Source organism: Lacrimispora algidixylanolytica (assembly GCF_003609635.1).
Classification (GTDB): domain Bacteria; phylum Bacillota; class Clostridia; order Lachnospirales; family Lachnospiraceae; genus Lacrimispora; species Lacrimispora algidixylanolytica.
Map to the genome: position 1 here is coordinate 314,519 of NZ_MCIA01000031.1, position 26,061 is coordinate 340,579.

The 26,061-nt window shown below is 40.4% G+C and carries 18 protein-coding genes; 1 reads left to right on the top strand and 17 read right to left on the bottom strand.

Annotated features, from left to right (window positions below; translation table 11 throughout):
* Nucleotides 1–6: 6 nt before the first annotated feature.
* The 17 genes from BET01_RS16570 to BET01_RS16645 all read right to left on the bottom strand — a co-directional run bounded on the left by BET01_RS16570 (nucleotide 7) and on the right by BET01_RS16645 (nucleotide 23,925).
* On the bottom strand, nucleotides 7–3,375 hold the full coding sequence (locus BET01_RS16570) for an ATP-binding protein (RefSeq protein ID WP_120197977.1): 3,369 nt from the start codon (nucleotides 3,373–3,375) through the stop codon (nucleotides 7–9).
* On the bottom strand, nucleotides 3,356–4,006 hold the full coding sequence (locus tag BET01_RS16575) for a DUF4194 domain-containing protein (RefSeq protein ID WP_120197978.1): 651 nt from the start codon (nucleotides 4,004–4,006) through the stop codon (nucleotides 3,356–3,358). The genes BET01_RS16570 and BET01_RS16575 overlap by 20 nt, the downstream gene beginning before the upstream one ends.
* Entirely contained in the window at nucleotides 4,003–5,364 is a 1,362-nt protein-coding gene (locus BET01_RS16580) for a Wadjet anti-phage system protein JetA family protein (protein WP_120197979.1), read from the bottom strand. The genes BET01_RS16575 and BET01_RS16580 overlap by 4 nt, the downstream gene beginning before the upstream one ends.
* 441 nt (nucleotides 5,365–5,805) lie before the next feature.
* Nucleotides 5,806–6,063 carry an HPr family phosphocarrier protein gene (locus BET01_RS16585; RefSeq protein ID WP_120197980.1) on the bottom strand — a complete coding sequence of 86 codons (258 nt, stop codon included), beginning with the start codon at nucleotides 6,061–6,063 and terminating at the stop codon, nucleotides 5,806–5,808.
* Nucleotides 6,064–6,076: 13 nt separating this feature from the next.
* Nucleotides 6,077–8,038: a BglG family transcription antiterminator gene (locus BET01_RS16590; RefSeq protein WP_120197981.1), complete on the bottom strand. Its 1,962-nt coding sequence runs from the start codon at nucleotides 8,036–8,038 to the stop codon at nucleotides 6,077–6,079.
* Complete coding sequence (locus BET01_RS16595; protein ID WP_120197982.1) at nucleotides 8,022–8,903, bottom strand: DMT family transporter; 882 nt, start codon at nucleotides 8,901–8,903, stop codon at nucleotides 8,022–8,024. Before BET01_RS16595 ends, BET01_RS16590 begins: the two co-directional genes overlap by 17 nt.
* Nucleotides 8,904–8,961: 58 nt before the next feature.
* Nucleotides 8,962–10,404, bottom strand: coding sequence for a glycoside hydrolase family 1 protein (locus BET01_RS16600; RefSeq protein WP_120197983.1), 1,443 nt, complete (start codon nucleotides 10,402–10,404; stop codon nucleotides 8,962–8,964).
* A gap of 65 nt (nucleotides 10,405–10,469) precedes the next feature.
* Nucleotides 10,470–10,808: a PTS lactose/cellobiose transporter subunit IIA gene (locus BET01_RS16605; protein ID WP_120197984.1), complete on the bottom strand. Its 339-nt coding sequence runs from the start codon at nucleotides 10,806–10,808 to the stop codon at nucleotides 10,470–10,472.
* Nucleotides 10,809–10,831: 23 nt separating this feature from the next.
* A complete protein-coding gene (locus BET01_RS16610) occupies nucleotides 10,832–11,812 on the bottom strand; it encodes a PTS transporter subunit EIIC (RefSeq protein WP_330513084.1) in 981 nt (326 codons plus the stop codon).
* Between the two features lie 9 nt (nucleotides 11,813–11,821).
* Nucleotides 11,822–12,079: a hypothetical protein gene (locus BET01_RS22155; RefSeq protein WP_243117255.1), complete on the bottom strand. Its 258-nt coding sequence runs from the start codon at nucleotides 12,077–12,079 to the stop codon at nucleotides 11,822–11,824.
* 19 nt (nucleotides 12,080–12,098) lie between these two features.
* The gene (locus BET01_RS16615) at nucleotides 12,099–12,410 is read right to left on the bottom strand and encodes a PTS sugar transporter subunit IIB (RefSeq protein ID WP_120197985.1); all 312 of its coding nucleotides are present in this window, start codon (nucleotides 12,408–12,410) and stop codon (nucleotides 12,099–12,101) included.
* Between the two features lie 247 nt (nucleotides 12,411–12,657).
* Nucleotides 12,658–14,649: an ATP-dependent zinc metalloprotease FtsH gene (ftsH, locus tag BET01_RS16620; RefSeq protein WP_120197986.1), complete on the bottom strand. Its 1,992-nt coding sequence runs from the start codon at nucleotides 14,647–14,649 to the stop codon at nucleotides 12,658–12,660.
* A 140-nt stretch (nucleotides 14,650–14,789) separates the two neighbouring features.
* Nucleotides 14,790–15,770 carry an ABC transporter permease gene (locus BET01_RS16625; RefSeq protein ID WP_120197987.1) on the bottom strand — a complete coding sequence of 327 codons (981 nt, stop codon included), beginning with the start codon at nucleotides 15,768–15,770 and terminating at the stop codon, nucleotides 14,790–14,792.
* Nucleotides 15,771–15,786: 16 nt separating this feature from the next.
* Entirely contained in the window at nucleotides 15,787–16,887 is a 1,101-nt protein-coding gene (locus BET01_RS16630; protein ID WP_330513051.1) for an ABC transporter permease, read from the bottom strand.
* Nucleotides 16,884–18,413, bottom strand: coding sequence for an ABC transporter ATP-binding protein (locus tag BET01_RS16635; RefSeq protein WP_120198077.1), 1,530 nt, complete (start codon nucleotides 18,411–18,413; stop codon nucleotides 16,884–16,886). The genes BET01_RS16630 and BET01_RS16635 overlap by 4 nt, the downstream gene beginning before the upstream one ends.
* 116 nt (nucleotides 18,414–18,529) lie before the next feature.
* Nucleotides 18,530–19,789, bottom strand: coding sequence for a BMP family ABC transporter substrate-binding protein (locus tag BET01_RS16640; RefSeq protein ID WP_120197988.1), 1,260 nt, complete (start codon nucleotides 19,787–19,789; stop codon nucleotides 18,530–18,532).
* 308 nt (nucleotides 19,790–20,097) lie between these two features.
* Nucleotides 20,098–23,925 (bottom strand): right-handed parallel beta-helix repeat-containing protein, encoded by a 3,828-nt coding sequence (locus BET01_RS16645; RefSeq protein WP_158585089.1) that lies wholly within the window; start codon nucleotides 23,923–23,925, stop codon nucleotides 20,098–20,100.
* Between the two features lie 376 nt (nucleotides 23,926–24,301).
* Between BET01_RS16645 and BET01_RS16650 the strand changes: the two genes are divergently transcribed.
* On the top strand, nucleotides 24,302–25,903 hold the full coding sequence (locus BET01_RS16650; protein WP_120197990.1) for a CTP synthase: 1,602 nt from the start codon (nucleotides 24,302–24,304) through the stop codon (nucleotides 25,901–25,903).
* Nucleotides 25,904–26,061 lie beyond the last annotated feature (158 nt).

Genomic DNA, 26,061 nt, shown 5'->3' on the forward strand with positions numbered 1-26,061 from the left:
CCCTTCTCAACCTTCCTCTACTTCATCAAGTTCCCGCATCAGCTCGGGGAAGCTCTCCCGCTCAAATTCCTGAATGGAGATAGACTTCTTGTTTGGATTGGCAAATACAAAGGTTTTGTCCACATTTTCTACGTAATTTTGTATCTTATCGTTGGTTGCGCTGATGATCGCCTGGAATCCCAGACCACGAATCAGCTCAATACAGCTCGCCACTTTTTCCGCATCCATCTTTGAAAATGCCTCATCAAGAACCACCAGACGTATGGTAGGATTTCTCTGTACATTGGGAGACTGGTTGATTCGATAGGCTTGTGCAAAGCTTGCTAACAGTGCCACATAAAGGGGGTTTTGCCCCTCGCCACCGGAGTTTTTCTTAAGCATTTTACTTAACCGGATTTTGATGACTTCACCTTCATTTTGCACCAACTGCTGCATATCAAAGGATAAATAGGTGCGGTAATCTGCATACCGGTCCATATTTCTCTTGGCTTCTTCCATCTGCTCTGGCGTGGCATTGTCCGGTGGGATAAAAATGTTAATCAGATCATTGATGATCTCTCCATACTGATTTTCATGCTCCATGGTAAACAGGTTTATCTGGTCATCCACAGAATCGGTAAGCTGGGACGGATTTACTTCCAGGGAATCATCCATGAACATATCGTAATACCGTCCGTCAGGCCCTTTGTTTTTCCCGATAACAAACTGATATTTATCCTTACCAAAATCCAAACGGCTGATAATCCGGTTCAATTCTTCTTTTCGCTGAATGGCATCTCTTATGGCGCTTCGGATCTTAAACATAAAATCATCTTTAAAATGTAGCACGGCTGATTTGGCCTGTTCTGCTGCCATCTTTCGATACTCTTCCAGGTTTCCACATTCCATAAGCTCAAGAAGTCTGTCGTACTCCCCATTGTCTTTTGATGTTAGAGAGCAATTCCTGTTGGGATATTTCCTTCCGTACTCTCCTCTGGAGGATACAAGAATGTTAAAGGCCTCATCTCGTGCTTCTTCTGCCTTCTTTGATAAAGCATAGAATCTGTCCTTTAATCGGTCATACCTTGGTATTTCTTCCGTATCAAAATATTGCCTGCTTTCCTCTTCCAGGGCTTCCTCTGATACCAGACCATTTGTCTTGTCCATAAGTTCTGTTTGAAGCTGTACGATCTCTTTCTGATAGGTCTCAATCTTACCACTGCATTCAAAGATCAGCTTGTCCACGGCCCTCTGTTCTGCCCGCTTTCCATCACAAAGGGTTAATATGGCTTCCCGTTCCTTTTCCCACTCGCTGACATTTTGGGCCTTTATCTTCTCAAGCTTCTGTTCCAGCTTTTTCTTTTCTTTTTCTTTCTCTTTTAACGAAGCCATATCCTGCTGCCATTCCAGATAAACACTAGTTTCTTCCGATAAAGCTTCCATCGCAAGGATTCTCTGGCACTCTTTTAACACGGCTTCCTGAGGTTTTTTCTCTTCCTCCATGGAAATGAGGTTCTTCTCCAGAAGTCGAATTCTTCTGCGTACACTGTCCTTGCCGATGTAAGCAAATTTCGTGTAGTTATCCGGATTCATGTGCTGCAAACGGAAGGTGTGATACAACATGCAATCAGGAGTTACCCCCACCTTACAACGGCGCAGTTCCTGAACGTCAAGGCATTTCATGACCCGGCCCAACAAAAGGTCGATGTAAGGCTGTAAATAAGATTCTCCTGCCACTACCTCTTCTGACAGAGCGCCTTCTATCACTTCGCTTTTATTGGTGGAAGCTTCCTCCGTATCTAAAACGGCTACATTATAGTATTCGTTCCGGTCCAGCTCTCCATAGATTCCCATAGCAGCCTTGGCATAAGTCGGAGGCACCACCAGTGACAGCTTGTGGTTGCCCATATAGCCTTCCACTGCATTTCTCCACGTCTCGTCCCGGATGTCCAAAAGATCTGCCAGAACGCTTACCTGGACGGCCTTACCGGTCTCTTCTAGAAGACGCTTCTGAATAAAGGCTCTGGCCTGCTCCAGATATTTGGGATAAGCTTTGTTACCAGCTTTTAGCTGAGTCAGCTCTTCACTCGTCTGACGTTCTTTTTTGCGAGTATCCCGCAAGGTCCCTTCTGCTTCCTTTTTGGTTTCTTCCGTTTCCTTATGCATCTCCAAGATGGAACGCTTTAACCGGGATAAAGTCTCTTCATCCGCCTCTTTTTTACAAAAGGTCTCAATATCCCAAATCGTCTGGTTGGAAGTAGTATCTTCCTCCACCCATTCATTCAGTCTCTCTGAGGTCTGAGACCACTTCACAGAACTTTTATTTAAATGACCAATCAGCTCTTCTGTGGCATTCCACTGGTTCTTTAAATCCTCATATCCGGTGGAGGATATCCTTCGAAGGAGCTCCTCTCCCTGAATGGTCAGATCATGAACTTGCCCCTCCAGACTTGTCTTTTGCTCCTCCTGGCGTAAGAGATCCTCTTTGGCAAGTCTTGTTTTATCTGTAATGGCCTGAATTTTGGTATGGTAGTCCTTGATTTCGGCCTTTTTAAAGAAGTACATATTTTTATGGATATTGGCGTCCAGTTCCTGAACTTTCTTATATTTTTCAGACAGGTCCTTTAGAATGCCGATCTCAACCGATGTATCCTCAATCTTTTTTCGCATACGTCCATACTGCATTACACTTTCCTGCATATCCTCAATGTGGATATCCTGGTCCATACAGATATATTCCTTTACGAAATCCTCAAGCTTTATATTCATCCGAAAAGGAATAGCCCGCTTAAATAAAAGTGGAAATTTCTCTGAATCAAGACCTCCTAAGTAGACATCATAAAGCTGTCTTCGGAACCGCTCATTATGGGACGTAGCAAAATAATCCTCTTTGGAATAAGAGGAACGAAAGGTTGCTGTGATCTCTTCCATGGTCATAGCCCGATCAGCCGTCCGGTATCTATTTTCCCATAAAGGTCCTTTATGCCAAAAGAATTTCCTGGAGATATCATTGGTGGAGGTCTCTACATCAAACACTGCGCCAACGCACTGAAACTCTTTGGTATCCGTTCGTTCCAGCTCCAGCACAATTGTGGTGGAAAAATTTTGGTTCCTTAAATAAGCGAACTCATTGTTCTCTCCAATGTTCACCATGCCACGCAGATACTCGATTAAATTCCGGTCAGAATCGTCGGCTGCAGCCTTATTAAAGAATCCTCGTCCATCGGTATTGGCATAGAGAAGAATCTGCATGGCATCAATAACCGTTGATTTTCCGCTGCCAGAGTGCCCGGTAAAGAAGTTAATTTCCTTATGAAAGGATAAGGTTTTCCGGTTGATATAATGCCAGTTGTTTAAATGGATTCTGGAAAGAGCCTCAAATTTCTGGTTCGTCATCGCTGTCCTCTCCTTCTTCAAATGATTCTAACAGACCTCGCACATCATCACCAAAAAGCACTACATTGATGCAGGGATAAATGATCATCCGGCTATCCCCTTCTAAATCTTCCAAAAGATCCAAAGGCTCTAATACCTGATATTTCTTTAACAATGCTATGGTCCGTCTGATTTCCGTAGGGGCTGGTTGTTTCTTAAAAAGCCGGTAACTTCCAAGCTTCTCGTGGATATCGCTTAATGTAGTGTACACATTGACACTGGTGGATACTTCCACCATCTGCTCGTCATAGATCAACTTTAGAACAAGGAGATAAAGGGTAGCAAGCTTTGGAAGCTTATCTCCCATGGTTGTCTCACCCTGTATGTAAATAATGCCAAGCTGACTGTTTTCCATAACAGATACGCCAATCACAGAAAGATAGGCCCGGATAAATTCCAGATGCTTATTACAACTTCTAAATTCCTGATTATATAGAAAACGTTCCGTACGCCTATCGTACTTGTGCTCCAATACAAAGGTCTGTCGCAGGAGTGTTTTTAAGCCGTCTGTGACCTCTTTTTTCTCCTCTTGGCTTAAAGCATCAAAGTATGGGATCTGGCCAATGGAGCCGGTGGTTTCTTCGTATGTCATAGTTCTTTCCTCCTTACAAACACCAGTCTGGGATAGCGGTATCTGCCATTGTCAATTAATTCCGGTTCCGGATCTTCCACTGCGTAAATGCTTTTGCGCCTGGTGGAATAATCATAAGCCAAAATCAGCATTTCAAAGTCCTCTGCTGTGGTTACCGTACCTTCCGTAACTTCCATACGTCCATTTTCTATATGAGAATCCAGATAACTCTCAATCTCTTTTTTGCTGTAACGGCTTTTTAGCCTGTTTAAGTTTAAAATTTCTTCGGATGACAGCTCCACGGATTCCTCATCCGGTAAGAGAGTCTCTTTAAAAACAGACCTTGGTTTCCTTTTCTTATAAAGGGCATGCTCAGACAAAATAGATACTTGGGATAAGTTCATGAAGTTACCCGTTTCCTGGATAGCAGCCTCCTGATCCTCTGCATCGGAAAGGTGATTCAAGAGCCGGATGACAAGGCCCTTCATGTTATCCTCCTGGTTTAATAGATAATTCAGCCTTGTTACGGTAGCCCGGATATACCTGGAATGTTCCTTGTCCATATTGGCGATTCTATGCTCGATGCCATCAAACCCTCGCTCAATCTGATCTAGCTTTTCTGAGATATCTGCGGCAGTGACTTTGCTACGGCTTCTGACACTCATCTCCTCCATCCATGATACATCTTCCCGCATAGAACTGATCCACCGCTTGATGTCATTTTTATAGAGGTAAAAATTATCTGAAGTTTTTAAAATGTGGTATTTCTTTTTTACGATTTCTTCCACATATCCTTCCAAATGATCTTTTAAAAGCTCACCGTAGGCTTTTTGCTCCAACAGACTGGCAAAGAACTTGTCCATGTTGTGAAGCATATCCTGGAGTGTCTTATTGAGCCGTTTTGTATTAACATAGGCAGTATTTAAAAGGCCGATGCTGGCTCTTGGATCATTCTTTAGGGAAAATAATATGGCGTAGATATTCTGGATATAAATCTGAGTCTCATCTTCTTCATCTGTAGTGAGCTTAAAAAATGCCTCAATCATAACAGCCGCATAATCAGGGATTACGATGTGGACTGTCATGGAGGCATAATCATCTACTTTCCGAAGCCATCCGGATCTTAAAAGCCAGTTTAACACTCTAAAGGCGGGTGGTTCTGTCTCATCGGCCTCGTCTTCCAGTTCATCTTGCCAGATGACAAACCGCTTTTGATTAAAGTATTCATCAAGCACCTGGAGGCAGACTTCTCTGCTTAAAAAATAGTTGCTGTATTCGTATTCCTCATTGATTCGGAGCAAAGCTTCTATATAGGTGGACCGGTTAATGGAACGGAACAATCCCCAGAAACGGTCCGGTATTTCATTCATCAGTATCATAATTCGTTCTCTTCCTCTCCCGTCCTTTTTGCGATCTTTACTTAAACGCAGCCAGTTTCTTGCAAAAACGGACAAAAAGAAACGACTATCATAGATTCATGACAGCCGTTATGTTTCTATTAAGGCCTCTCTTTTTATTATAACAAAATTCTCCATTTCTTACAATAACATTATCGTACCCATATTGGTCGGGACTTCTTTGAATTACTTCGTCTGTAACCTATGTCATGATTTTGTAGAGCGTAATTCTTCATAAATTATATTAGTTGTAAAATTGCTTTTTGCTTTGCATCTTCAAATCGCCTTTTTTATGAAGCAATATCAGCTGCATGACTTCTTACTACATTACGAACTTCTTTCCTCAATATTTTAACTTTTCCAATTAAAATGCCTGAGTATACGGATCTACCAATATATTTTTCCATCATGATTCTTCAGTATTCATAGATTTTCCTTACAAAATGTTTCTAATTTTATCGCAACCATATCTTCATCTGTTCCTTCCATAATAAAAGTTACTTTTTCCTTACAGTTTACATTAAGTGACATTAATGCCATAAGTCTCTTCCCATCAGCTGTCTGACCATTTTTTTCTATCGTAATTGAGCTTTCATAAACAGAGACTTCCTTAACAAGCATACCAGCAGGTCTCGCATGAATTCCTGCTGGTTTTGTTATTATATATTCAAATTTTTTCATCTCTATTTCCTTCCTACTTGAAACAACCAACTACCGCTTCTATAAAATCTATATAAGCAGTGCTCTCTAAGACTTTTACTGCATTAGATTTGTCAATCAATAAAACAATTAAATTATCATATACATCATGAAAGATTGCTCTTTCTTCTCTGCTGATTGCAAACATCATTACAATACTGACTGAGTTCTCATTCCAACTAATTGGCTTTTTTTCATTCAATAATACAAACATACCCGTTTTATTGGCATTCATGTGCATAGAATGAGGAACTGCGATATGCTCAAATGCTGTAGAAGACTGCTTTTCTCGCTCAAAAATCTCTTTTGCAAAATCATCTTTTATATAGCCTTCTTTTTTCATAACATTAACCATAAATAAAATTGCATCTTCTTTCCCCTTAAATTCTTTGTCCTTATAAAAAAATCGGGGATTTGATATTTGCATCAAATGCTGTTTTAATCTTGCTTTCTTTTTTCTTAAAATGATTTTGTCGATTATATAACTAATATCTTTATAATCTTTTTCATTTAAAAAAGGGGTAACGATCACCGTTTCCATCCGCACCAGTTCCGTTATTGGAATTGTAGAAATAATTAAATCTGTTTTATCCAGCTTCTTTATCTCATCTAATGATGTAATGACTGTCTTTATTTCTAATTGATCCTGATAATGCTTTTTTAACTCCTCCATCATTTTATTGGAGAAATCATAATATTGCGGAAACAAGATAACACAGGTAATTACTTTTCTTTTGGATTTCTGAGTTTCCAAATTTCCACCAATGTGTAACGCTATATAGCCTATTTCGTCCTCTGACAAATCGTAATTTGTTAATTCATGAATTTTATTAGAAACCTCTACGGCACATTCAAAAATTAATGGACATGTATTTTTAATATGATTTACTAAAGGATTTTTTATTTTATATCCATTGCGTAATCTAACCAACATATTTTTAATATGCAATGTGAATTTAATTATAAAATCCACATTATCTATATCAACAAAATACGTATTTTTCAGTATATCGCTAAGCTGATTTACTATATTAACACATTCACTTCCTACCATATGTTCCAGATTTTCTTTATTAATTGCATTAAAATCCATTTTCATCAAATGACTTAATAAAATAATAGTTAATTCTTCAAATTCTGTTATGCTATATGTCACATTAAAATGATTTTCAATTTCTGTAGCAATATTTCTTGCCAGCTCCTGTTCACGAATACCAACACGCTTATCGTCCCTTTTTTCATTAACAAAAGTTCTTTCTTTTTTCATACGGTCGATACCTATGACTATATCCAATATTAAGTTAATCAAAGCATATTCATTTATGAAATAATGGTATTCCTCACATTTTGTTTCAATAAGCTTCTGCAGCAATTCCAGATCATACAACGGATAAATGTTTTTTATGACATCAATACTCATAATATGATCTGTAAATTCTTCATACAAAATATTGCTTAATGTTTTTCTTTTATCTAACTCATTTCCTTCTACAGCCACAAATGAATTTGTGGCTGTTAGATATAAGTCATACTCCAGAAATTTTTTGCGTACTTTATACATATCCTTTTTGATGGTTTCAAAGCTAACGTAAATTTCATCTGCGATATTATATAGATCTGTCTTACTCCCCTGGTCCGCATCATTTGATAAAATACGGATTATAATATAATTAATTCGTTCATGGGAATTCTGCGGAATATTTCTCCCCTTACTTTGAATGAAAGTTTTTGCTCTTTTTGAATCAATCAGATATCCTTTTCTGGAAGACTGAATCAAATTCGTCTCAGAGCTGTTAATTTCCGAAATGTAATTTTTTATACTTCGTTCAGAGACTCCCATTACATTAGCCAAATAACCGGCATTAATCCATTCTTCATTTGACAGCATAATTTTAATCAGTCTCTTGCAATTGTCCTTCATTCTTATTACCTTTCTTCCACTAATTTTGCTTTCCATTCAATATTCCGATTGCCGTAAGAACGCAAACAATACCTAAAACAGTAGATACTGTTATTCTTTCTGAAAAGATTAAAACACCTATGATCGTTGCAACGACCGGTTCCACTGATGCGATGACTGAAGCTCTGCTAGCTTCCATATTAATTAAAGCCTTTGTATATAAAATATATGGTATAACATTAAAAATCAAAGCAGATACGATAATGGTCACGAATGCGATCGGTGCTTTCACGCAGATTTCAACAATTCCAGGTACATCTCCAATAAAGGCACCTCCCACACTGGCAATTAAAAAGGTATAACTTATTATGGTTAACGAATGATATTTTTTCAGTAGAATTCTTGCAAAAATGCTATAGAATGCATAACCGATTGCAGCACATACCCCAAACCAAAGCCCTTTCTCTGTAATTTGTCCGATATCACTTGAAAAAATTCCGGAAACAAGCGCACATCCGATCACAGATAATAGAATTGCAGATAGCTTGTATCTTGTTATCTTCTCTTTAAAAACGGGAATCGACAATAGCATTACAAAAACTGGTGAAGTATATAAAAGAACTGCTGCAATCGATAGTGAGGTCAGTTGAACCGTGATACAATAACAGGTATTAAAAAATAACATACTAAAAATACCTATCCCTAAAAACCATTTAATATCCTTTCGTTCAACCTTCAACTTTTTTCTGTCAGTTACTGACAGAAATCCAAATAAAAAAATATCTGCAACGAACAATCTTGCAACGACCATCTGTATGGATGAAAAATGAAATTGAGAAAGAATTCTGATGGATACCCCAATTGCTCCCCACATACTTGCTGCAAGAATCACATAAACTATAGATAACCGTTTCTCTTTCATTCCACCTGTTCCTTTGTATGCTTTAATTTGGGTTGATTTTAGCAACAGGCCGTTCCGGTTATAATATCTCACCGTTTGATTCTATCACTTTTTTATACCACTGATAGCTGTCTTTTGGTATTCTCTTTCCTGAACCTTTTCCGTAATCATCTAAATCAACATAGATGAACCCATAGCGTTTACTCATTTCTGAAGAAGAACAACTTACAATATCAAGTGGCCCCCATGCATAATAACCTCTTAAGTCTACGCCATCTTTGATCGCTTCCTTCATCTGCTCAATATGGGCTTTGTAGTATTCAGTTCTATAGGGATCATGTACGTTTCCATCTTCTCCAGGCTCGTCATATAGTCCCACGCCATTTTCAGTGATGTAAATTGGTTTTCGATAACGATCATAGAATTCATTTAACAGTGTTCTAAGGCCTACGGGATCAATCGACCAGCCCCATGGATTTGCTGGTAATTCCGGATTTCTATATACGCTATTACCATCTTCAAAGCTCTCTTTGCTGCAAAGTCTTGTATAATAATAGGAGAAAGAAAAAAAGTCACAAGTATTCTTTAATACTTCTTCTTCATCCGGTGTCAATTCAATATGCAGATTCAGATCTGCGAAATAACGGATTGCATATCCTGGAATATGACCTCTTAACAATACATCCCCATAAAAATATTCCATTTGATTATGCCGCATCGTTGCAAATACATCTTCTGGTTTACATGTCGCGGCATATGCAGGTCCACCGCAAAGCATCATACCAATTTGTACATCAGGATATTTCTCATGAGAATATTTTGTGATTTGAGCACAGGAGATCATTTCATTTACTACTGCCTGATATTTCGCTTCTGTGACATGTTCAACCGCATCTTCAGGAACTCCAAGGTGGTTGAAGCTTTCGTGAAGAATCAAATTAATTTGGTTTACAATAATCCAGTATTTTACTTTTTCCTGATAACGATCCAAGATTACCATCCCATATCTTGTAAAGAAATCAATCACTTCTTTCGAATACCAACCTTTGTAATGTTGGGTTAAATACAATGGCATTTCATAATGAGACATTGTGACCATAGGAACCATACCGTTTTTGATTACTTCATCAAATAAGTCATCGTAAAATTTAAGTCCTGCTTCATTTGGTTCTGTTTCGTCACCATTCGGGAAAATTCTCGCCCAGTTAATGGACGTCCGATATGTCTTTAGCCCAAGACCGTCTTTTCCCAATAATTTCAAATCGTCCTTGTAGGTATGATAAAAATTAATACCTCTACGTTTTGGGAAAATTCTTGTTTTACTTTCCAACGCTTCTTTTATATATACAGATGTTACTTCATCATTATATTTTTTCTTTATATCAATATCGTCTCTGAATTCATTAATATCAGCAACACACAGACCTTTTCCATCTTCCAGATAGGCACCTTCCATCTGATTTGCTGCAAATGCACCCCCCCACAGAAAATCTTTTGGAAATACTTTAGCAACTTCTTTCATAGCATGTTTCCTTTCTTCACTTATTTTATTTTTAGAAAGGGGCTATGAAAGCCCCTTTTTTAAATTTATTTATTTTCAAGTGCTTCCAAACGTTTACCGACAGCCTCCATAACCTTAATCAACTGCTTTGCTATATTAATTTCGCTATAGATGGTCATCAATGTATCTTGCGCATGTGCAAACAATAAGGTATATTCAGACTTTTCTCCTCTTGTCTCGCCTTGTATTGCATCAGTCTGCACCATATGCGCTTCTATGATATATTTATTTGCCTCTTTCATTAATTCTTTAGCCTTTTCCACATCAAATTCTGCCAAAGCATCTAAGGCTTTTTGATTGCAAACTCTAGCATCTCCGGCACTCATAATAATTTTCATAGCATTTTCAATAATCTGTTCATTCATTTTTTTTATCTCCATTTATTATTCTATTTTCTTGCTTCTACTTCAGCTTCTGTCTCTTGTTTATCATATGCCTTAAAGAATGGATACCAAATTACAGATGCTACAGCAACTGAAATAATTAAGAATATAATTGCTTTAAATGAACCTGTTGAGATCCATGTAGAAATTGGATATGGGCAATACCATAATTCAAATTGAATCTTTGGCATAGGTGCAAATGCAAGAACTTTTACGAAGAACCATGTTAAAAGCGGAATCACTATACCGATGATCCACATTGGTAACATTAAAAGCGGGTTCCATGCAATACAGCCAAATACAACCGGCTCATTGATGTTGAAGATGCTAGGTAGCAAACAAGCCTTTCCTAATGAACTTAACCTTTTTGATTTTGCACGTATCAACATAATTACAAGCGGTAATGTGCAAGCTACACCACCTACCCACATATAAGTGCAATAAACTAATCCTTCTGTATAGATGTTCATGGATGCAACGGTTGCGGTTCCTGCTGCCACCATTGCCAAGTTGGCTGTAATACCAGCAAGTCTGACTGGTTGTCCAACTGGTGTTAATACCCACGCTGAAATACCCATTGAGTAGATAAAGCAACTTAGGAAACACATAAATGTAAATCCATACCAAGTATTTAAGAAACCTTGTAAAGGCATGAATATGTTTACAATGATTTGATATAAGTTAACATTATTGATTAATACTACGATCCAACCGAAGCAAACTACAATTACAATTGGTAACATCTGATCAAACCAGGTTCTTACAAAATCCGGGATAGCTGAATCCTGTTTAAAGAAACTAAATTTAGCGAATAATGCAAATACAAGTGATGTAATTACACCTGTTATCATTGCTACGAACATACCGCCGGCACCAAGCGCAGATGATCCGAAACCTACAGTTCCTTCAGCTTCAACTACCGGAGTTACACAGATTAAGAAGAAAATCAAACCTGTTAAACCAGCTATTAGCCTTTGTTTGCGCAGCTTCTTTTTCTAACAATAATTAAATGGTACTAAGAAGGCTACAAAGAGTGACAATTTACTCATAGTCCATCCAAACGGGGTCCAGAAACTTGGTAACCAAGGAATGTAGTCATTCAAAATTGCTAAACAGCAGAACACAGAACCAAGTAAGATAAATGGTAATGTCTGCATAATGGAATCTTTTAAAATAACAACCCAACTGTTTTGACTTATTTTGTTCATCTTAGGTGCAAAGCTGCTCTCAAGCCAACTAATTAACTTATCCATCTTCCATTCCTCCGCTTATTTATTCATAAAGTGATAAAATGTGTTCTATTGCTTTTGCCCCATCTAATCTGGAATAATATTCCGGTTTCATCAATGCAATTTTAACTGGATACTCATGAGTATATTCCTCCAAGTCATCCATAACATACTCAAGATGTGGTCCGACCATAATTAGATCAACATCTTCAATGTAGTTATCAATTTCAGAATCACTTCTTGCCTGTACTTCCATCTCTATTTCTTTTTGCTTCGCGGCCTTTCTAATATTTGCTGCCATGAATCCGCTGGAAGCCCCTGAACCACATACCAAAAGAACTCTTAATTTTTTCATTTCTCGGTTCCTCCTTTTTATTTAATTACATTATATCGAACCGTGTTATAGATTTCGAATAAATATTTGCACCTTTACTGTGCAAATATTTACTTTGCCTTTTTACAATAAATAGGATTGTAGTATCAGCCGATTGAAATCTGCCAATTCCACAATCCTTCATAAGTTTACATAAATTATATTTCACAAATAATGTTTAATGATATAAAAAACCGCTGCAGCGTCAGCTAACAGCGGTTCTATTAATTTAATTTTTAATGTTTCCAAGTTCGGAATCTGTTTCTTTTATTTCTGTCTTTTCTTCCGTCTTTTCCTCAACCCAGTCCGTAAGACCGTCGGAATCTTCAGATTTGTCTTTGTGTTCAGAATCCTTTTTTTGTTCTACTGGCTCCGGAATTCCTTTGGCTTCCCGGAAAATCTTCATAAATTCCTTGCCGGTAATTGTCTCGCGTTCAATTAGGAACTCTGCAATCTTATCCATAACATCACGGTTATCTACAAGCAGGGATTTAGCTTCCTCGTAAGCTTCCTTCAGCATTCTCATGACTTCATCATCAATCTGGGAAGACGTTGCTTCTGCACAGTTCATCACCACACGTCCGCTTAAGTACTGGTCTTCCTTAGCTGCAAGGCCCATAAGGCCAAATCTTTCAGACATACCGTACTGGGTCACCATCGCACGGGCAATCTTCGTCGCCTGTTCAATATCATTGGCAGCTCCAGTGGTAATGGAGTCAAATACGATTTCCTCTGCGGCACGACCTCCCAGATAGCCCACCAGCATGGCATGAAGCTCTTTCTTGGAATTCAAGAATTTCTCTTCCTCAGGTACGTGCATAACATATCCAAGTGCTCCCATGGTTCTTGGAACAATGGTGATTTTCTGAACTGGCTCTGAATCCTTTTGAAGGGCACTAACCAAAGCATGACCTACTTCGTGGTAGGAAACGATACGTCGCTCTTCTTTGTTCAGTACACGGTCCTTTTTCTCTTTTCCTACAAGAACTACTTCAACAGCTTCAAACAGATCTTTCTGAGATACCGCATGACGTCCGTGTTTTACTGCCAAAATAGCACCTTCGTTGATCATGTTAGCAAGATCAGATCCAACTGCACCAGAGGTTGCAAGAGCAATCGCATCAAGATCAACGGACTCATCCATAAGAACATCTTTTGAGTGAACCTTTAATATATCCACACGACCTTTTAAATCTGGCTTATCCACGATAATACGACGGTCAAAACGACCGGGTCTTAATAAAGCAGGGTCTAATATCTCAGGGCGATTGGTCGCAGCAAGGACCAAAAGTCCTTTAGAAGAGTCAAATCCATCCATCTCTGAAAGAAGCTGGTTTAATGTCTGTTCTCTCTCATCGTTGCCTCCACCAAATTTGGAATCACGGCTTTTTCCGATGGCATCCACTTCATCAATAAATATGATACAAGGAGCAGATTCCTGAGCCTGTTTAAACAAATCACGAACACGGGATGCACCCACACCTACGAACATCTCTACAAAATCCGAACCAGATAGAGAATAAAATGGAACGTGAGCTTCACCAGCGACTGCCTTGGCAAGAAGAGTCTTTCCTGTTCCAGGAGGTCCCACTAACAAAGCTCCCTTTGGAAGCTTGGCACCAATCTTTGTATACTTTCCTGGATTATGAAGGAAATCTACGATTTCGGTTAAGGATTCCTTCGCCTCATCTTCCCCCGCCACATCTTTAAACGTGATACCGGTTTCTTTTTGTACATAGACCTTAGCGTTGCTCTTTCCAACGCCCATCAGTCCGCCACCGCCACCAACCCGGCGCATCATGAAGTTTAATAAAAAACCCATAGCGGCAAATAAAAGCAGATAGCTGACAATGGTCTGAAGAAAGAAGTTACCATCCTTCCGGATCCTGACAGTATCGACTCCCGCATCATGAAGACGATCTACAAGCTTTAAATCATTATCCATTCTCACCGTATAATAGGAAACTCCAGGCTTGTACCCTTCCCAAGTCGTCTTCGGATTAATGGAAATCTTTGAATCGTCCACATGAACCGACTCTACCTGTTTCGCATCAACCATATTCATAAAGATGTCATAGCTCAGCTCTTTATTGGTCCTTGCTGTGATCGCATTATGAAGATAAGATATCCCCGCCACTGCAATCAGAAACGTAATGACCCATATAACGATGGCCTGGGTATTTTTCGGCATCTTATTTTGATTCTGATTCTTGTTATCCATCTGTGTAAAGTCTCCAATCCGGATAGTTTCTACCCATTCTATATCTCTATCATTATAGTGTCAGTTTCCCCATAAATCAAGAAAAGAATTATAAAATCCTTATAAACACCGGCATTGGATTTATTTTTCAAAAATGTATATTACCGTTCCTCACGGAAATAAGCCTGACCCAGACTTTCCGGTGGTTGGTGTTCTCTTTTTTTCCTCAAACTGGAAATAATTAAAACAATTATGGTTACAACATAAGGCAATGCTTTAAATATTTCCTGTGACCCACGACTTAGGCCTGGTATATATAAATAAAGAATATAAAGTCCTCCAAACAACAGGGAACCCCAGATGGCTCCTACCGGCTTCCATAAAGCGAAGATAACCAAAGCAATGGCAAGCCAGCCTCTATCGCCAAAACCATTGTTGGTCCAGGTCCCACCGGAATATTCCATAACAAAGTAGAGTCCTCCAAGACCACTTAATCCACCGCCAATACAGGTAGCCAGATATTTGTATGCAGTTACGTGAATTCCTGCTGCATCTGCGGTTGCTGGGCTCTCTCCAACGGCTCTTAAATTTAATCCTTTTCTTGTTTTATTTAAGAATAGGGCTAGAGCAATTGCAAGCGCTATGCCAAGATAAGTCATAAAACCATAAGAAAACAGAGCCTGACCCAAAAGTCCTAATTTTGAAAGTCCTGGAATCGGGGTTTTAAATGCTTGTCCTGTTACAGCAACGGATATCTGGCCTACACCACCTGCAAGCTTTGATAAAGAACCACCAAAGAAGTTACCAAATCCAACACCAAACGTAGTTAAGGCAAGCCCTGTTACGTTTTGATTTGCCTTTAACGTTATGGTCAAAATACTGTATATGAGTCCGCCAAAAGCTGCACAGAGAAATGCACAGAGAAAGGAAATTAACATGCCAACCAGTCCATTGGGAGCCGAAGCAGAATTTTCATATAAAAATGCACCAATTAATCCAGCAATGCCTCCCATATACATCATGCCCGGAATCCCCAGATTTAAGTTTCCTGATTTTTCTGTCAAAATCTCGCCAAGTGCTCCGTAGAGAATTCCGATTCCCTGACCGATCACCTTTTGAATAAAGATTACCAAAAGTCCCATGATCTATTACTCCTTCCTATTCTGCCGATGAACGTTTGCCGCCCCGGAATCTTACTTCATAGTCAATAAAGAATTCACAACCCAGAATAAAGAAAAGAATGATGCCTGTAATGACATCGGACGCATTTTCATTTAAATTGAACTGGGACGCAATCTGTCCAGCTCCCTTTTGCATAAATACAAGGAAGAAGGAAACTAGGATCATGGCAAAGGTATTAAATTTACTGAGCCAGGAAACGATGATGGCAGTAAATCCTCTGCCTCCTGCCGTACTAGTGGAGATGGTATGGCTGGCACCGCTTACGATGATGAATCCGGCAATTCCGCATAGCGCACCAGAAAGTGCTACTGTTCTCATAATTACCTTTTTCACATTAATACCGGCATATCTGGCTGTATTGCCACTCTCTCCCACTACGGAAATTTCATAGCCCTGTTTGCTGTGCTTTAAGTAAAAATACATGGCGATGGTAAGTCCTAATACAATGACCAGATTCCAGCCGTACTCCAGTCCAAAAAGCTTTGGCAGCCAGCCACCTTTTGTGGCAGAATTAATGGTACCAACGGAGTTTGAACCCTTTGGATTTTCCCAGAAAATGATACAAAAGGTGATAACCTGCATAGCCACATAGTTCATCATCAAGGTAAACAATGTCTCATTGGTATCCCAGTAAGCTTTAAAAAATGCAGGAATACAGGCCCAAATCATGGCTGCAATGGCACTTCCTAAAAGCATAAGAGGGAATAAGATTAGAGGAGGAAGGGTATTTCCAAAATAGATCATCATCGCTGCGGAAGTCACACCTCCAATTAAGATCTGACCTTCTGCACCAATATTCCAGAATCTCATTTTAAATGCCGGAGTAATACCAACTGCGATGCAAAGAAGCACCAGAGTATCTCTTATGGTCATCCAAACTCTTCTCTTGGTTCCTACCGCACCTTCTATGATACCCTTATAGACTTCAATAGGGTTAAGTCCTGTCAGAGCGATAATGATTCCCGAACAGACAACCAATGACAGAAAAACCGCAATCAGACGGATCATCCATGCCTTCCAAGGTTCAATGGATTCCCGTTTTGCCGTTTGAAACAGTGGCTCTTTTCCCTTCATCATTCCTGAATTCCTCCTGTTTTCATCATCAGCTTTCCGATTTCCTCTTTTGTTGCAGTCCTGCCGTCTACGATGCCACTTATGGTGCCACCACACATGACAATGATGCTGTCGCATAATTCCATGAGAACATCAAGATCCTCACCAACGCAGATAACTGCGGTTCCGTTCTTCTTCTGCTTATTAAGCAGATTGTAGATGGTGTGGGAAGAATGAATATCAAGTCCACGGACTGGATAAGCCACTAAAAGCACGGCTGGAGCAGATGCGATTTCACGGCCTACCAAAACCTTTTGGACATTTCCTCCTGACAGCTTTCTAACAGGTATAGAAGTTCCCGGTGTGGCGATTCCAAGCTCATGAATCAGCTTTTCAGCCAGAGCTTTTGGTGATCTTCTATCTGCAAAAAAGGATCGCCCCTTTTTATAGCTTCGAAGCATTACGTTGTCTGTTAAGTCCATGGTACCAACAAGTCCCATTCCAAGGCGGTCTTCTGGAACAAAGGAAAGACGGACACCTGCCTTTGCAATATCGGCAGCACTCATTATAGTCAATTCCTTTTCTCCACCCTCAGGAGGATAATATAGGGCTGAACCTCTGGCAGATGGTATCAGTCCTGCGATAGCCTCTAATAGCTCTCTCTGTCCACTTCCAGCAACTCCTGCAATTCCAAGGATTTCCCCACTGTTAGCAACAAAGCTTGCATTTTCTAAGGCAGTGACGCCTTCCTTACTAATACAGGTAAGTCCCTGAACTTCCAGTCTCTTCTTCGGTGATACAGGATCCGGGCGTTCTATGTTCAAGCTGACTTTCTTTCCTACCATCATTTCGGTTAAGGATTCTTCTGTCGCTTCTTTTGTGTCTATGGTACCAATGTACTGGCCCTTTCTAAGAACCGATACACGATCAGACAAGGTAAGTACCTCATTGAGTTTATGAGTGATAATAATAATGGAATGTCCTGCTTTTCTCATGTTACGAAGAACTGCAAACAGACGGTCCGCTTCCTGAGGTGTTAACACAGCGGTAGGCTCATCTAGAATAAGAAGGTCCACACCCCTATATAGAAGTTTTACAATTTCAACGGTCTGCTTTTGAGACACAGACATGGTATAGATCTTTTGATCTGGATCTAAATCAAAGCCATATTTGGCTGTCAGACTGTTGATTTTTTTCGTTACCGCTTTCCGGTCAAGGAGCTCCTGACCTGGAAGTCCTAAAATAATATTTTCCGCTGCTGTAAACACCTCTACAAGTTTAAAATGCTGGTGAATCATACCAATTCCTAAGTCAAAAGAATCCTTGGGAGACCGTATGGACACTTCTTTCCCATTCACCGCAATCTGACCCTCATCAGGGTAATAGATTCCGGAAATCATATTCATAAGTGTTGTTTTTCCGCTTCCGTTTTCCCCCAGAATCGAAAGAATTTCTCCTCTCTTTACAGATAGGCAGACTTTATCGTTGGCAGTTACCTTGCCAAACCGTTTGGTGATATTTTTAAGTTCAATGGCATAATTTTCGTTCACCGGGACAACCTCCGTTTCATTTTTTCCTGCTTTTCCCATTCCATTCTATAATAGCAAAAAGCGGGGCCAGTGTATCTGGCGCCGCTTTTAAGCCTGACTCATTCCCGTCTGAGCATTTATTTATCAATGGTTGTAATGCCATCGATTAAAAGATCAAATGCTGGTGCTGAACCGAATTCAGACTCATGGAAATATCCTTTGGAGACGTATTCCACGTCACTTCCATCCTTTTTATAGGTTTCAAGCTTTTTGCCGCCTACCGTAAAGGTAGAAGTATCAAATACGTGAAGCGTTCCTGCTTTGATCGCATCTTCTGTTTCTTTTACTTTTTCTTCTGTTCCAGGAGCAATTGCATCTTTGTTAAGCTCTGTAATGGAAACTGCTCCGTCTTTATAACCCTGACACCAGTCAGTGTCAATTGCTTTGCCGTCAATTACGCTCTGAACCGCATAGGTTACATAAGGAGCCCAGTTGATGGAAGCGGAAGTAAGTGCAGTTTTCGGAGCAGTTGCAAGCATGGAGATGTTATAACCTACATCTGGAACACCAGCCGCCTCACATGCAACAGGAGCACCTGTTGTATCAGCATGCTGGCTAATTAAAACACAACCATTGGAGATTAAAGCATCGGCTGCTTCCTTTTCAAGATCAAAGCTTCCCCAGCTGTTGGTATACTTCACTTCCATGGTAGCCTGTGGACAAACAGAACGAACGCCAAGGAAGAAAGAACTGTATCCACTGATAACCTCTGCGTAAGGATAAGCTCCTACATAACCGATTTTAACAGCATCTTCTTTTACTTTTCCATCCTGAATCATCTGGTTTAACTTAAGTCCAGCTACTACGCCTGATACATAACGTGATTCATATACGTTGGTAAAATAATTGTGCATGTTGCTTAAGCCGCTTAGCTTAGCTTGATATCCGGTTGCATGACAGAACTGTACATCGGGATATTCCTTAGCAGCTTCTATAATATAGGATTCAAAACCAAAACTGTTGGCAAAAATAATGTCGCAACCCTGATCTGCAAGATCCATTGCTGCATCTTTAGCGGTCTCATCTTCTGGAACGTTCCATTTTACAATGACCTGGTCATCAGAAAGACCAAGTGCTTTCTTCATGTCCAGGGCACCATTGTAATGGGCTGCTGTATAGCTCTCGTTTTCATCGCCGATGTAAATAAAACCTACCTTTAAATCTTCTTTGGCGACTCCGCCTTTGGGATCAGCAGATTCTGCTTTTGCGGACTCTGTTGCCTGACCTTCTGTCTTTTCTGTAGATGTAGCGGATGGGGAACCGGAGTTACCGCAGGCGGTTAATGACAGAGCCATAAGACCTGCCAGAGCCAGACCAACCAACTTCTTTGATTTCATAACTAATCCTCCTCAAACGTGTGCACTTAGGTTGATTTTAAAATGCGTCAAAAGTCACTTTTTACCTGTCTGAGACAATTGTCAACCTTCATGAATTGTAAAAATTACATTTCCCAGTATAACATTCTTTTAAGGCTTGTCAATACGAATTATGTCTTTTTTTGCACTATTTATTCTTGCCATAAGCGGGCTTAATTATCATTGATAAGCCTTGATTATATGAGGTTTTTTTAAGGGTGAAAAGTTAGGAAGTTAGGTATGAAAAAGCGTCCGGAGTTGCCAATTGGCATACCGGACGCTTTCGTCAATTATTCCATAGTAAGTTGCACATTGCTAAAGGTAACATCCGCATTCCGGCTGGCAAACATGCCTGCGTAGACAAATTCGGAATCAATGGCTGTCAGCTTAAAATCAAATCCCGCAGAAACCGGGGTATTTTCCCCATAGGTGCAGGTATAACCATCAACGCTCTTTTGAATTTTAATGGTCACCGTATCTCCAACACCATAAACCTTAGTACAGGTACTGCCCTTTTTGAGTACTCCGCTCTTTCTTGCAAAGGAGTTTGTCTGCTGGGTAGAGGCAATGTCTAAAGGACCTGCTGCCACATAATCCCCCAGCGTCTCATTGGCCGCCAGATCAAGGTATATATCATCCCTTACCATCAGCCCAAAGGAAACTTGGTTGTTTGCCACCAGCTTATTGATCTTTACATCAGCGGTAAGGGTAAAGTTCCTATCTGCAGGAATTGCCTGGTAATACAAAGCGAGACCTTCGTTAGGGGTTGATATTTTACCAACTCCTTTTCCTGCATCCTTTGATGTAAATTCACCGGCTCTGATATGAATAGTTCCGTTTTCATCGGCATCCAGAGCAAAGTTATTCTTATTAATACTTTCAGCATCTCCTACATTGCCAAAAACCGTCCCTTTCCAGGAGCCAACAGACGACCATAAAGCACTGACTCCTGTGGGTCGTACATAGACACGTTCTTTATAATCCGGATTAACTGTAAGCATCTGACTGGTTGGCACCCCATAGCCAGGTCTTATGTAATTCTTAAGTGGGCTGCTGCTCTTCATCAGTTCGTCTGCCAGTAGCCAGGCATTGCATGCCGCACCATAACTATTGGTATGGGTATCGTCTATACTGATTTCCTTGGAAGAGGTCCATGCGTGACGGTTCTTTACGCCCTCTGCTCCCAACTGCTCATAGACAGCCCGGGTTCTTGCTGTAAGATCTACTACCGTTACTCCGGTACCTGCTCCCAAACTGCGAATGGCCTGAGCATAATCGCCTCCCGGGAAATTCCCCTTATCCGTCACCTGATCAGTAGTAATGTGCCCGCTGGCACCGCTATATTTGTTGTCCTTGTTTCTTCTGACAATCGGAGTACAGAGTATAGGCGTAACTCCTGCGTCCTGTGCTTTCTTAATATATCTGGTATACAGAGAATTCTTTAAAGATCCGCTGTCTTCGATTCCACCCATGGGATTCGTATAGCGTTCTGCTTCTGTCTTTTCATCGTTATGACCAAATCCGATCAAAAGAAAATCTCCCGGCTTCATCTCCCTTAAAAGAGTTTTATATTCCTCTGAGTCAGCAAAACTCAAAGAACTGGTTCCTGAAATTGCCAGGTTCTTTATTTTCACATTCTGCAAATAAAGGTCCAGCTTAGTTCCCCAGCCATATCTTGGATAATAGTAATCATCATGAAATGCGCTGACTGTTGAATCACCTACCACCCAAACTACGGGGCGTTCCTGAGTCCCTCCTTTTCTTGCTCCTGCATAGTGAGGCGCAAGTGCTGTCAGGGTAAGAAGTCCTTTCATATCAATGGACCCATCAGAAAGCCGTTCTGGCACTATTTTTGTATCCAGACTTTCAAACATGTCCGGGCGGATAACTTCTCCCAGGCTGTTAGCCGATTTCCCGCCATGATATAGATAGTTGTTATCGGTATAGATCTCTCCAGCATCCTGACCGTTTAAATCAATTTGTTCCTCCACGTCAAGGAATTTATCCCGGTATGAGATCAGACCGTCGGCCTTAAAGGCAGTGGTAATTCCTTTGTTGCTGTATAAGGCCACATTTGCACCTTCATTGTTGTAGGAAATAGAACGGTAGACTTCAATATCCGGGCAGGAATTAGAATCAATTCCTTTCGCCTTATTCTCGTAAGATATGCTGTTTTTCAGCACATGATGACCGGATAATCCGGAGCCACCCAACTTAAAGCCGTTTCCATTTCCGGCATCAATTACTTGTCCGTCTTTGATAATATAGCCATTTTTGTATGCCACACAATTCTCAATGGTGACAGAACCAATGATACCACTTCCTACCTTCGCAAACAAATCCCAACCATCATCGGCATTATAGCTGGCAATGCATCCGTCAAATACATTTCCTTCCCCGCAGGTAAGCTTTGCCGCAAATCCATCGGCATCTTCCATGGCGGCATCCGCATTATTATAGGAATTGCAGTTTAAAATCAAGTTATTGGAGGGCCACTTTTCAAAAGATTCGTTGGAGGTACCGCTAATCTGTATTCCAGTATTTCCGTTGTTATAAGCGTTTACCAGCTCTATCTTATTGAAATTGCCTGCTACCTGAAGACCACACTTTAAATCCTTAGTCCCTGTCATATCAATATTTTTCAGATGCCACCAGCTTCCCCACAACTGAAAACCAGAACCCTGCCTCTGAAAATCAAACACAGCACGACCGCTCTCAGATGGATCTGTCTCCAAACCGATCATCTGGTCAGATGACCCGTCAATCCCTCTTTCAATCTTAAGGTTTGTAAGAGGGTAACTGCCTGGCGCAAGATAAATGTTTTGACCCGGCTTTGCATATTTTACCGCCTCCTCTAGAGCAAGGGGAGAGTTCTTACTTCCATCTCCGTCAGCCGTCCCCTGAGGTGATACGTAGATCACAGAATCCGGGTATGACTTATAGATAATAGTTTTTGCGATGACCTGTGTATCATAAGACTTAAGCTTAGTATAGGCCGCGGGCTCATAGGCATTATCCGGGGTAAATACCATGGACACCTGATTCTCTCCTTTGGAAAGGTAGAGAGGCTGTATTACTTCTTGTCCGGCCTTTACCGTTAAAGACTGCATAGACATTCCGTTTAACTTTGGAGTTACCCAGCCGTCTGCATTGGCAAGAAATACGGTCTTATAGTAGCCCGTTGCTGAGGTGGAAGCTGAGGTAATCTGATAATCTGGCTCCACATACTTAATGGGGTGAGGCTGAGCCGGTGGATCTGTTTTTCTGTCAGTCACCGAAAATTCAATATTAGAAAACGTTGCATTGCAGCCTCTTGCTACAGCGAGTCCCACATAAATCTTATCTTTTACAATCCGGCATAGCGGATCCGGCTTACCATCTAGGTAGTATACCTTTTCCACTGTTTCCCCTTTATCATTAATATAGGAAGAATGATATCCCGTATTGGTACGTTTTAATATCATGGTATAGGTTTCCCCTGCCTTAATTAAGCGGGATTTGTCAAGAACTCCATCCTCTACTGTAAAGCTGTTCTTTGCTGGTGCGTTTTCCGTGGAGCTGATTCCCGTAAAGAAACGGTATCCAAGTCCATCTTTTAAGCTTTTGACTTCTCCTTCATCCGTCGTATAGCTTAACTTTGTCCCTATGGCAGCCATGGAATTGGTGTAAAATGGTTTGTCGCTGACTTTGTTTTCCCCTATGGAGTCTCTTGCCAACAAGGCAAATCCTTCTTGCCCATCTGGTGAGGTATTCACATAATCAATGGTTACATCTGCTTTTAAGGTGAAGTTTTCATTTTCAGGGTCAATGGTTGTATAATAATAGGAAATTCCATCATAACCATCGGTAGATACAAACTTGCCGCCTTTTTTATCAATGCTTCCGTCTTGTTTTACGGAACAAGATGTCAGGCTGACACCTGATTCTATGGAGCCACCTTCCTTCATGGTATTGACACTGCCCGTGGATGTTCCAAAATATGTAAATGTCCACGGGTTTTTCACGGTCCCATCTGAGGTCTTGGGCGCAGATGCCCACGAAGCACTGCCTGCGGTTATCACGGATAAACTGCAAAGGCAGCAAAAAGTCAGAATCTTTGTTAAGCTTTTTCTTCTCATCATATCCTCCTTACACTAAAATAGCACAAAAAATAAACCCCGATATTGTAAAACTGTCCGGACATTTCAGACGTTTGCTCGAGTGATGTTCTAGATATTCTTGTGTAAGCGCTTACACTGTGTAACATATACAATATTATCATACATTCTTTTGTTTTTCAATCCAATATGCACTATAACTTTCGCTCATTTTTCTTTTTTTGTATCATTTATCATGATATCCGCATTATTTTTCGGTTAACGTAAACATTAAAATTACCATCACTTTACAATATTAGTTTTTTTCAAAAAAGCTGGATTTTTCCTTCGATTAGATGTATAATTCTTTTTTTGAAAACATCCCCATACCAACACCACAGAAGGAGGTTACACTGTTATGTCAGTGAAATACGTATTTGTCACCGGAGGAGTTGTGTCCGGACTTGGCAAAGGTATTACCGCAGCATCGCTTGGACGACTATTAAAAGCTCGAGGCTATAATGTCACCATGCAAAAATTTGATCCTTATATTAATATCGATCCTGGTACCATGAACCCCGTTCAGCATGGAGAAGTTTTCGTCACAGAAGATGGAGTTGAAACAGACCTAGATCTTGGTCACTATGAACGTTTTATCGATGAAAATCTAACTAAGAATTCCAATGTTACAACTGGAAAAGTTTATTGGACCGTATTGACCCGCGAACGCCGCGGAGACTTCGGGGGAGGCACCGTACAGGTAATCCCTCATATTACCGACGAAATAAAGAGTCGCTTTCATCAAAACCACAATTCCACGGAAACAGACATTGCTATCATAGAAGTCGGTGGAACGGTAGGCGACATTGAAAGCCAACCTTTTTTAGAGGCAATTCGCCAATTCCAACATGAAGTAGGCCACGAAAACGCGATTCTAATTCACGTGACCCTGGTTCCATATCTGAAAGTTTCCGAAGAACTTAAAACCAAACCGACCCAGGCCAGTGTAAAAGATTTACAGGGAATGGGTATCCAGCCCGACATCATCGTATGCCGTTCCGAGCTGCCCCTTGATGATGGAATTCGAAGCAAAATCGCACAATTCTGTAATGTTCCCAAGACTCACGTAATCCCAAACCTTGATGTTGAGGTATTATATGAACTTCCCCTTGTTATGGAAGAAGAAAATCTGGCTCAGGTCGCATGCGAAAGCTTAAAGCTTCCTTGTCCTACTCCCGATCTTACGGAATGGACTGCTATGATTGATAATTGGAAACATCCAGAAAAGGAAGTGACCATTGCTTTAGTTGGCAAATACATTCAGCTTCATGACGCATATATTTCCGTTGTGGAAAGCTTAAAACACGGTGGCGTTTATAACCGTGCAGATGTTACCATTAAATGGGTGGATTCTGAACTCGTTACGAACGAGAATGCAGAAGAATATTTCAGTGATGTCAATGGAATTCTTGTTCCAGGTGGCTTTGGAAGCCGCGGAATCGAAGGTAAAATTTCTTCCATTCAATATGCCCGTGAACATAACATTCCTTTCCTTGGTATTTGCCTTGGCATGCAGATGGCCATCGTGGAATTTGCCCGTAATGTAATTGGATTTTCTGATGCACATACTGCAGAGCTTGATATGGATACCACTCATCCTGTCATTAGCTTAATGCCAGATCAAAATGATGTTGAGGACATCGGCGGAACACTCCGTCTTGGTTCTTATCCTTGTGTCCTGGACAAGTCTTCCAAATCATATCAGGTATATGGAGAAGAGCTGATTCACGAGCGTCACAGACACCGCTATGAAGTGAACAATGATTATCGAGAAGATTTAAGCAATGCTGGTATGAAGCTTTCTGGTATCTCTCCTGATGGAAGAATTGTGGAGATGGTAGAAATTCCAGCTCATCCATGGTTCGTAGCCACCCAGGCTCACCCAGAATTTAAATCAAGACCAAATAGACCACATCCTCTGTTCCGCGAATTTATCCGGGCGGCGGTTGAAAATAAATAAATATTACCCCACGAACGATGGAGTTCAGATTCTCTCTAGGAGAACTGAGCTCCATTTTATTGTGAAAAAAGGAATTTACTTTAAATTCTTATTTTCTTTTGATTTTTTCTTGCACTTTTCTCATCTTCTGTTATAATATAATGCAACGTGTGTCTACA

Bases quoted from the DNA above. Each gene is read 5' to 3' on its own strand.
- BET01_RS16570 (WP_120197977.1), bottom strand. From the start codon at position 3,375: ATGACGAACCAGAAATTTGAGGCTCTTTCCAGAATCCATTTAAACAAC.
- BET01_RS16575 (WP_120197978.1), bottom strand. From the start codon at position 4,006: ATGACATACGAAGAAACCACCGGCTCCATTGGCCAGATCCCATACTTT.
- BET01_RS16580 (WP_120197979.1), bottom strand. From the start codon at position 5,364: ATGATACTGATGAATGAAATACCGGACCGTTTCTGGGGATTGTTCCGT.
- BET01_RS16585 (WP_120197980.1), bottom strand. From the start codon at position 6,063: ATGAAAAAATTTGAATATATAATAACAAAACCAGCAGGAATTCATGCG.
- BET01_RS16590 (WP_120197981.1), bottom strand. From the start codon at position 8,038: ATGGAAAGCAAAATTAGTGGAAGAAAGGTAATAAGAATGAAGGACAAT.
- BET01_RS16595 (WP_120197982.1), bottom strand. From the start codon at position 8,903: ATGAAAGAGAAACGGTTATCTATAGTTTATGTGATTCTTGCAGCAAGT.
- BET01_RS16600 (WP_120197983.1), bottom strand. From the start codon at position 10,404: ATGAAAGAAGTTGCTAAAGTATTTCCAAAAGATTTTCTGTGGGGGGGT.
- BET01_RS16605 (WP_120197984.1), bottom strand. From the start codon at position 10,808: ATGAATGAACAGATTATTGAAAATGCTATGAAAATTATTATGAGTGCC.
- BET01_RS22155 (WP_243117255.1), bottom strand. From the start codon at position 12,079: ATGGATAAGTTAATTAGTTGGCTTGAGAGCAGCTTTGCACCTAAGATG.
- BET01_RS16615 (WP_120197985.1), bottom strand. From the start codon at position 12,410: ATGAAAAAATTAAGAGTTCTTTTGGTATGTGGTTCAGGGGCTTCCAGC.
- ftsH (WP_120197986.1), bottom strand. From the start codon at position 14,649: ATGGATAACAAGAATCAGAATCAAAATAAGATGCCGAAAAATACCCAG.
- BET01_RS16625 (WP_120197987.1), bottom strand. From the start codon at position 15,770: ATGGGACTTTTGGTAATCTTTATTCAAAAGGTGATCGGTCAGGGAATC.
- BET01_RS16630 (WP_330513051.1), bottom strand. From the start codon at position 16,887: ATGATGAAGGGAAAAGAGCCACTGTTTCAAACGGCAAAACGGGAATCC.
- BET01_RS16640 (WP_120197988.1), bottom strand. From the start codon at position 19,789: ATGAAATCAAAGAAGTTGGTTGGTCTGGCTCTGGCAGGTCTTATGGCT.
- BET01_RS16645 (WP_158585089.1), bottom strand. From the start codon at position 23,925: ATGAGAAGAAAAAGCTTAACAAAGATTCTGACTTTTTGCTGCCTTTGC.
- BET01_RS16650 (WP_120197990.1), top strand. From the start codon at position 24,302: ATGTCAGTGAAATACGTATTTGTCACCGGAGGAGTTGTGTCCGGACTT.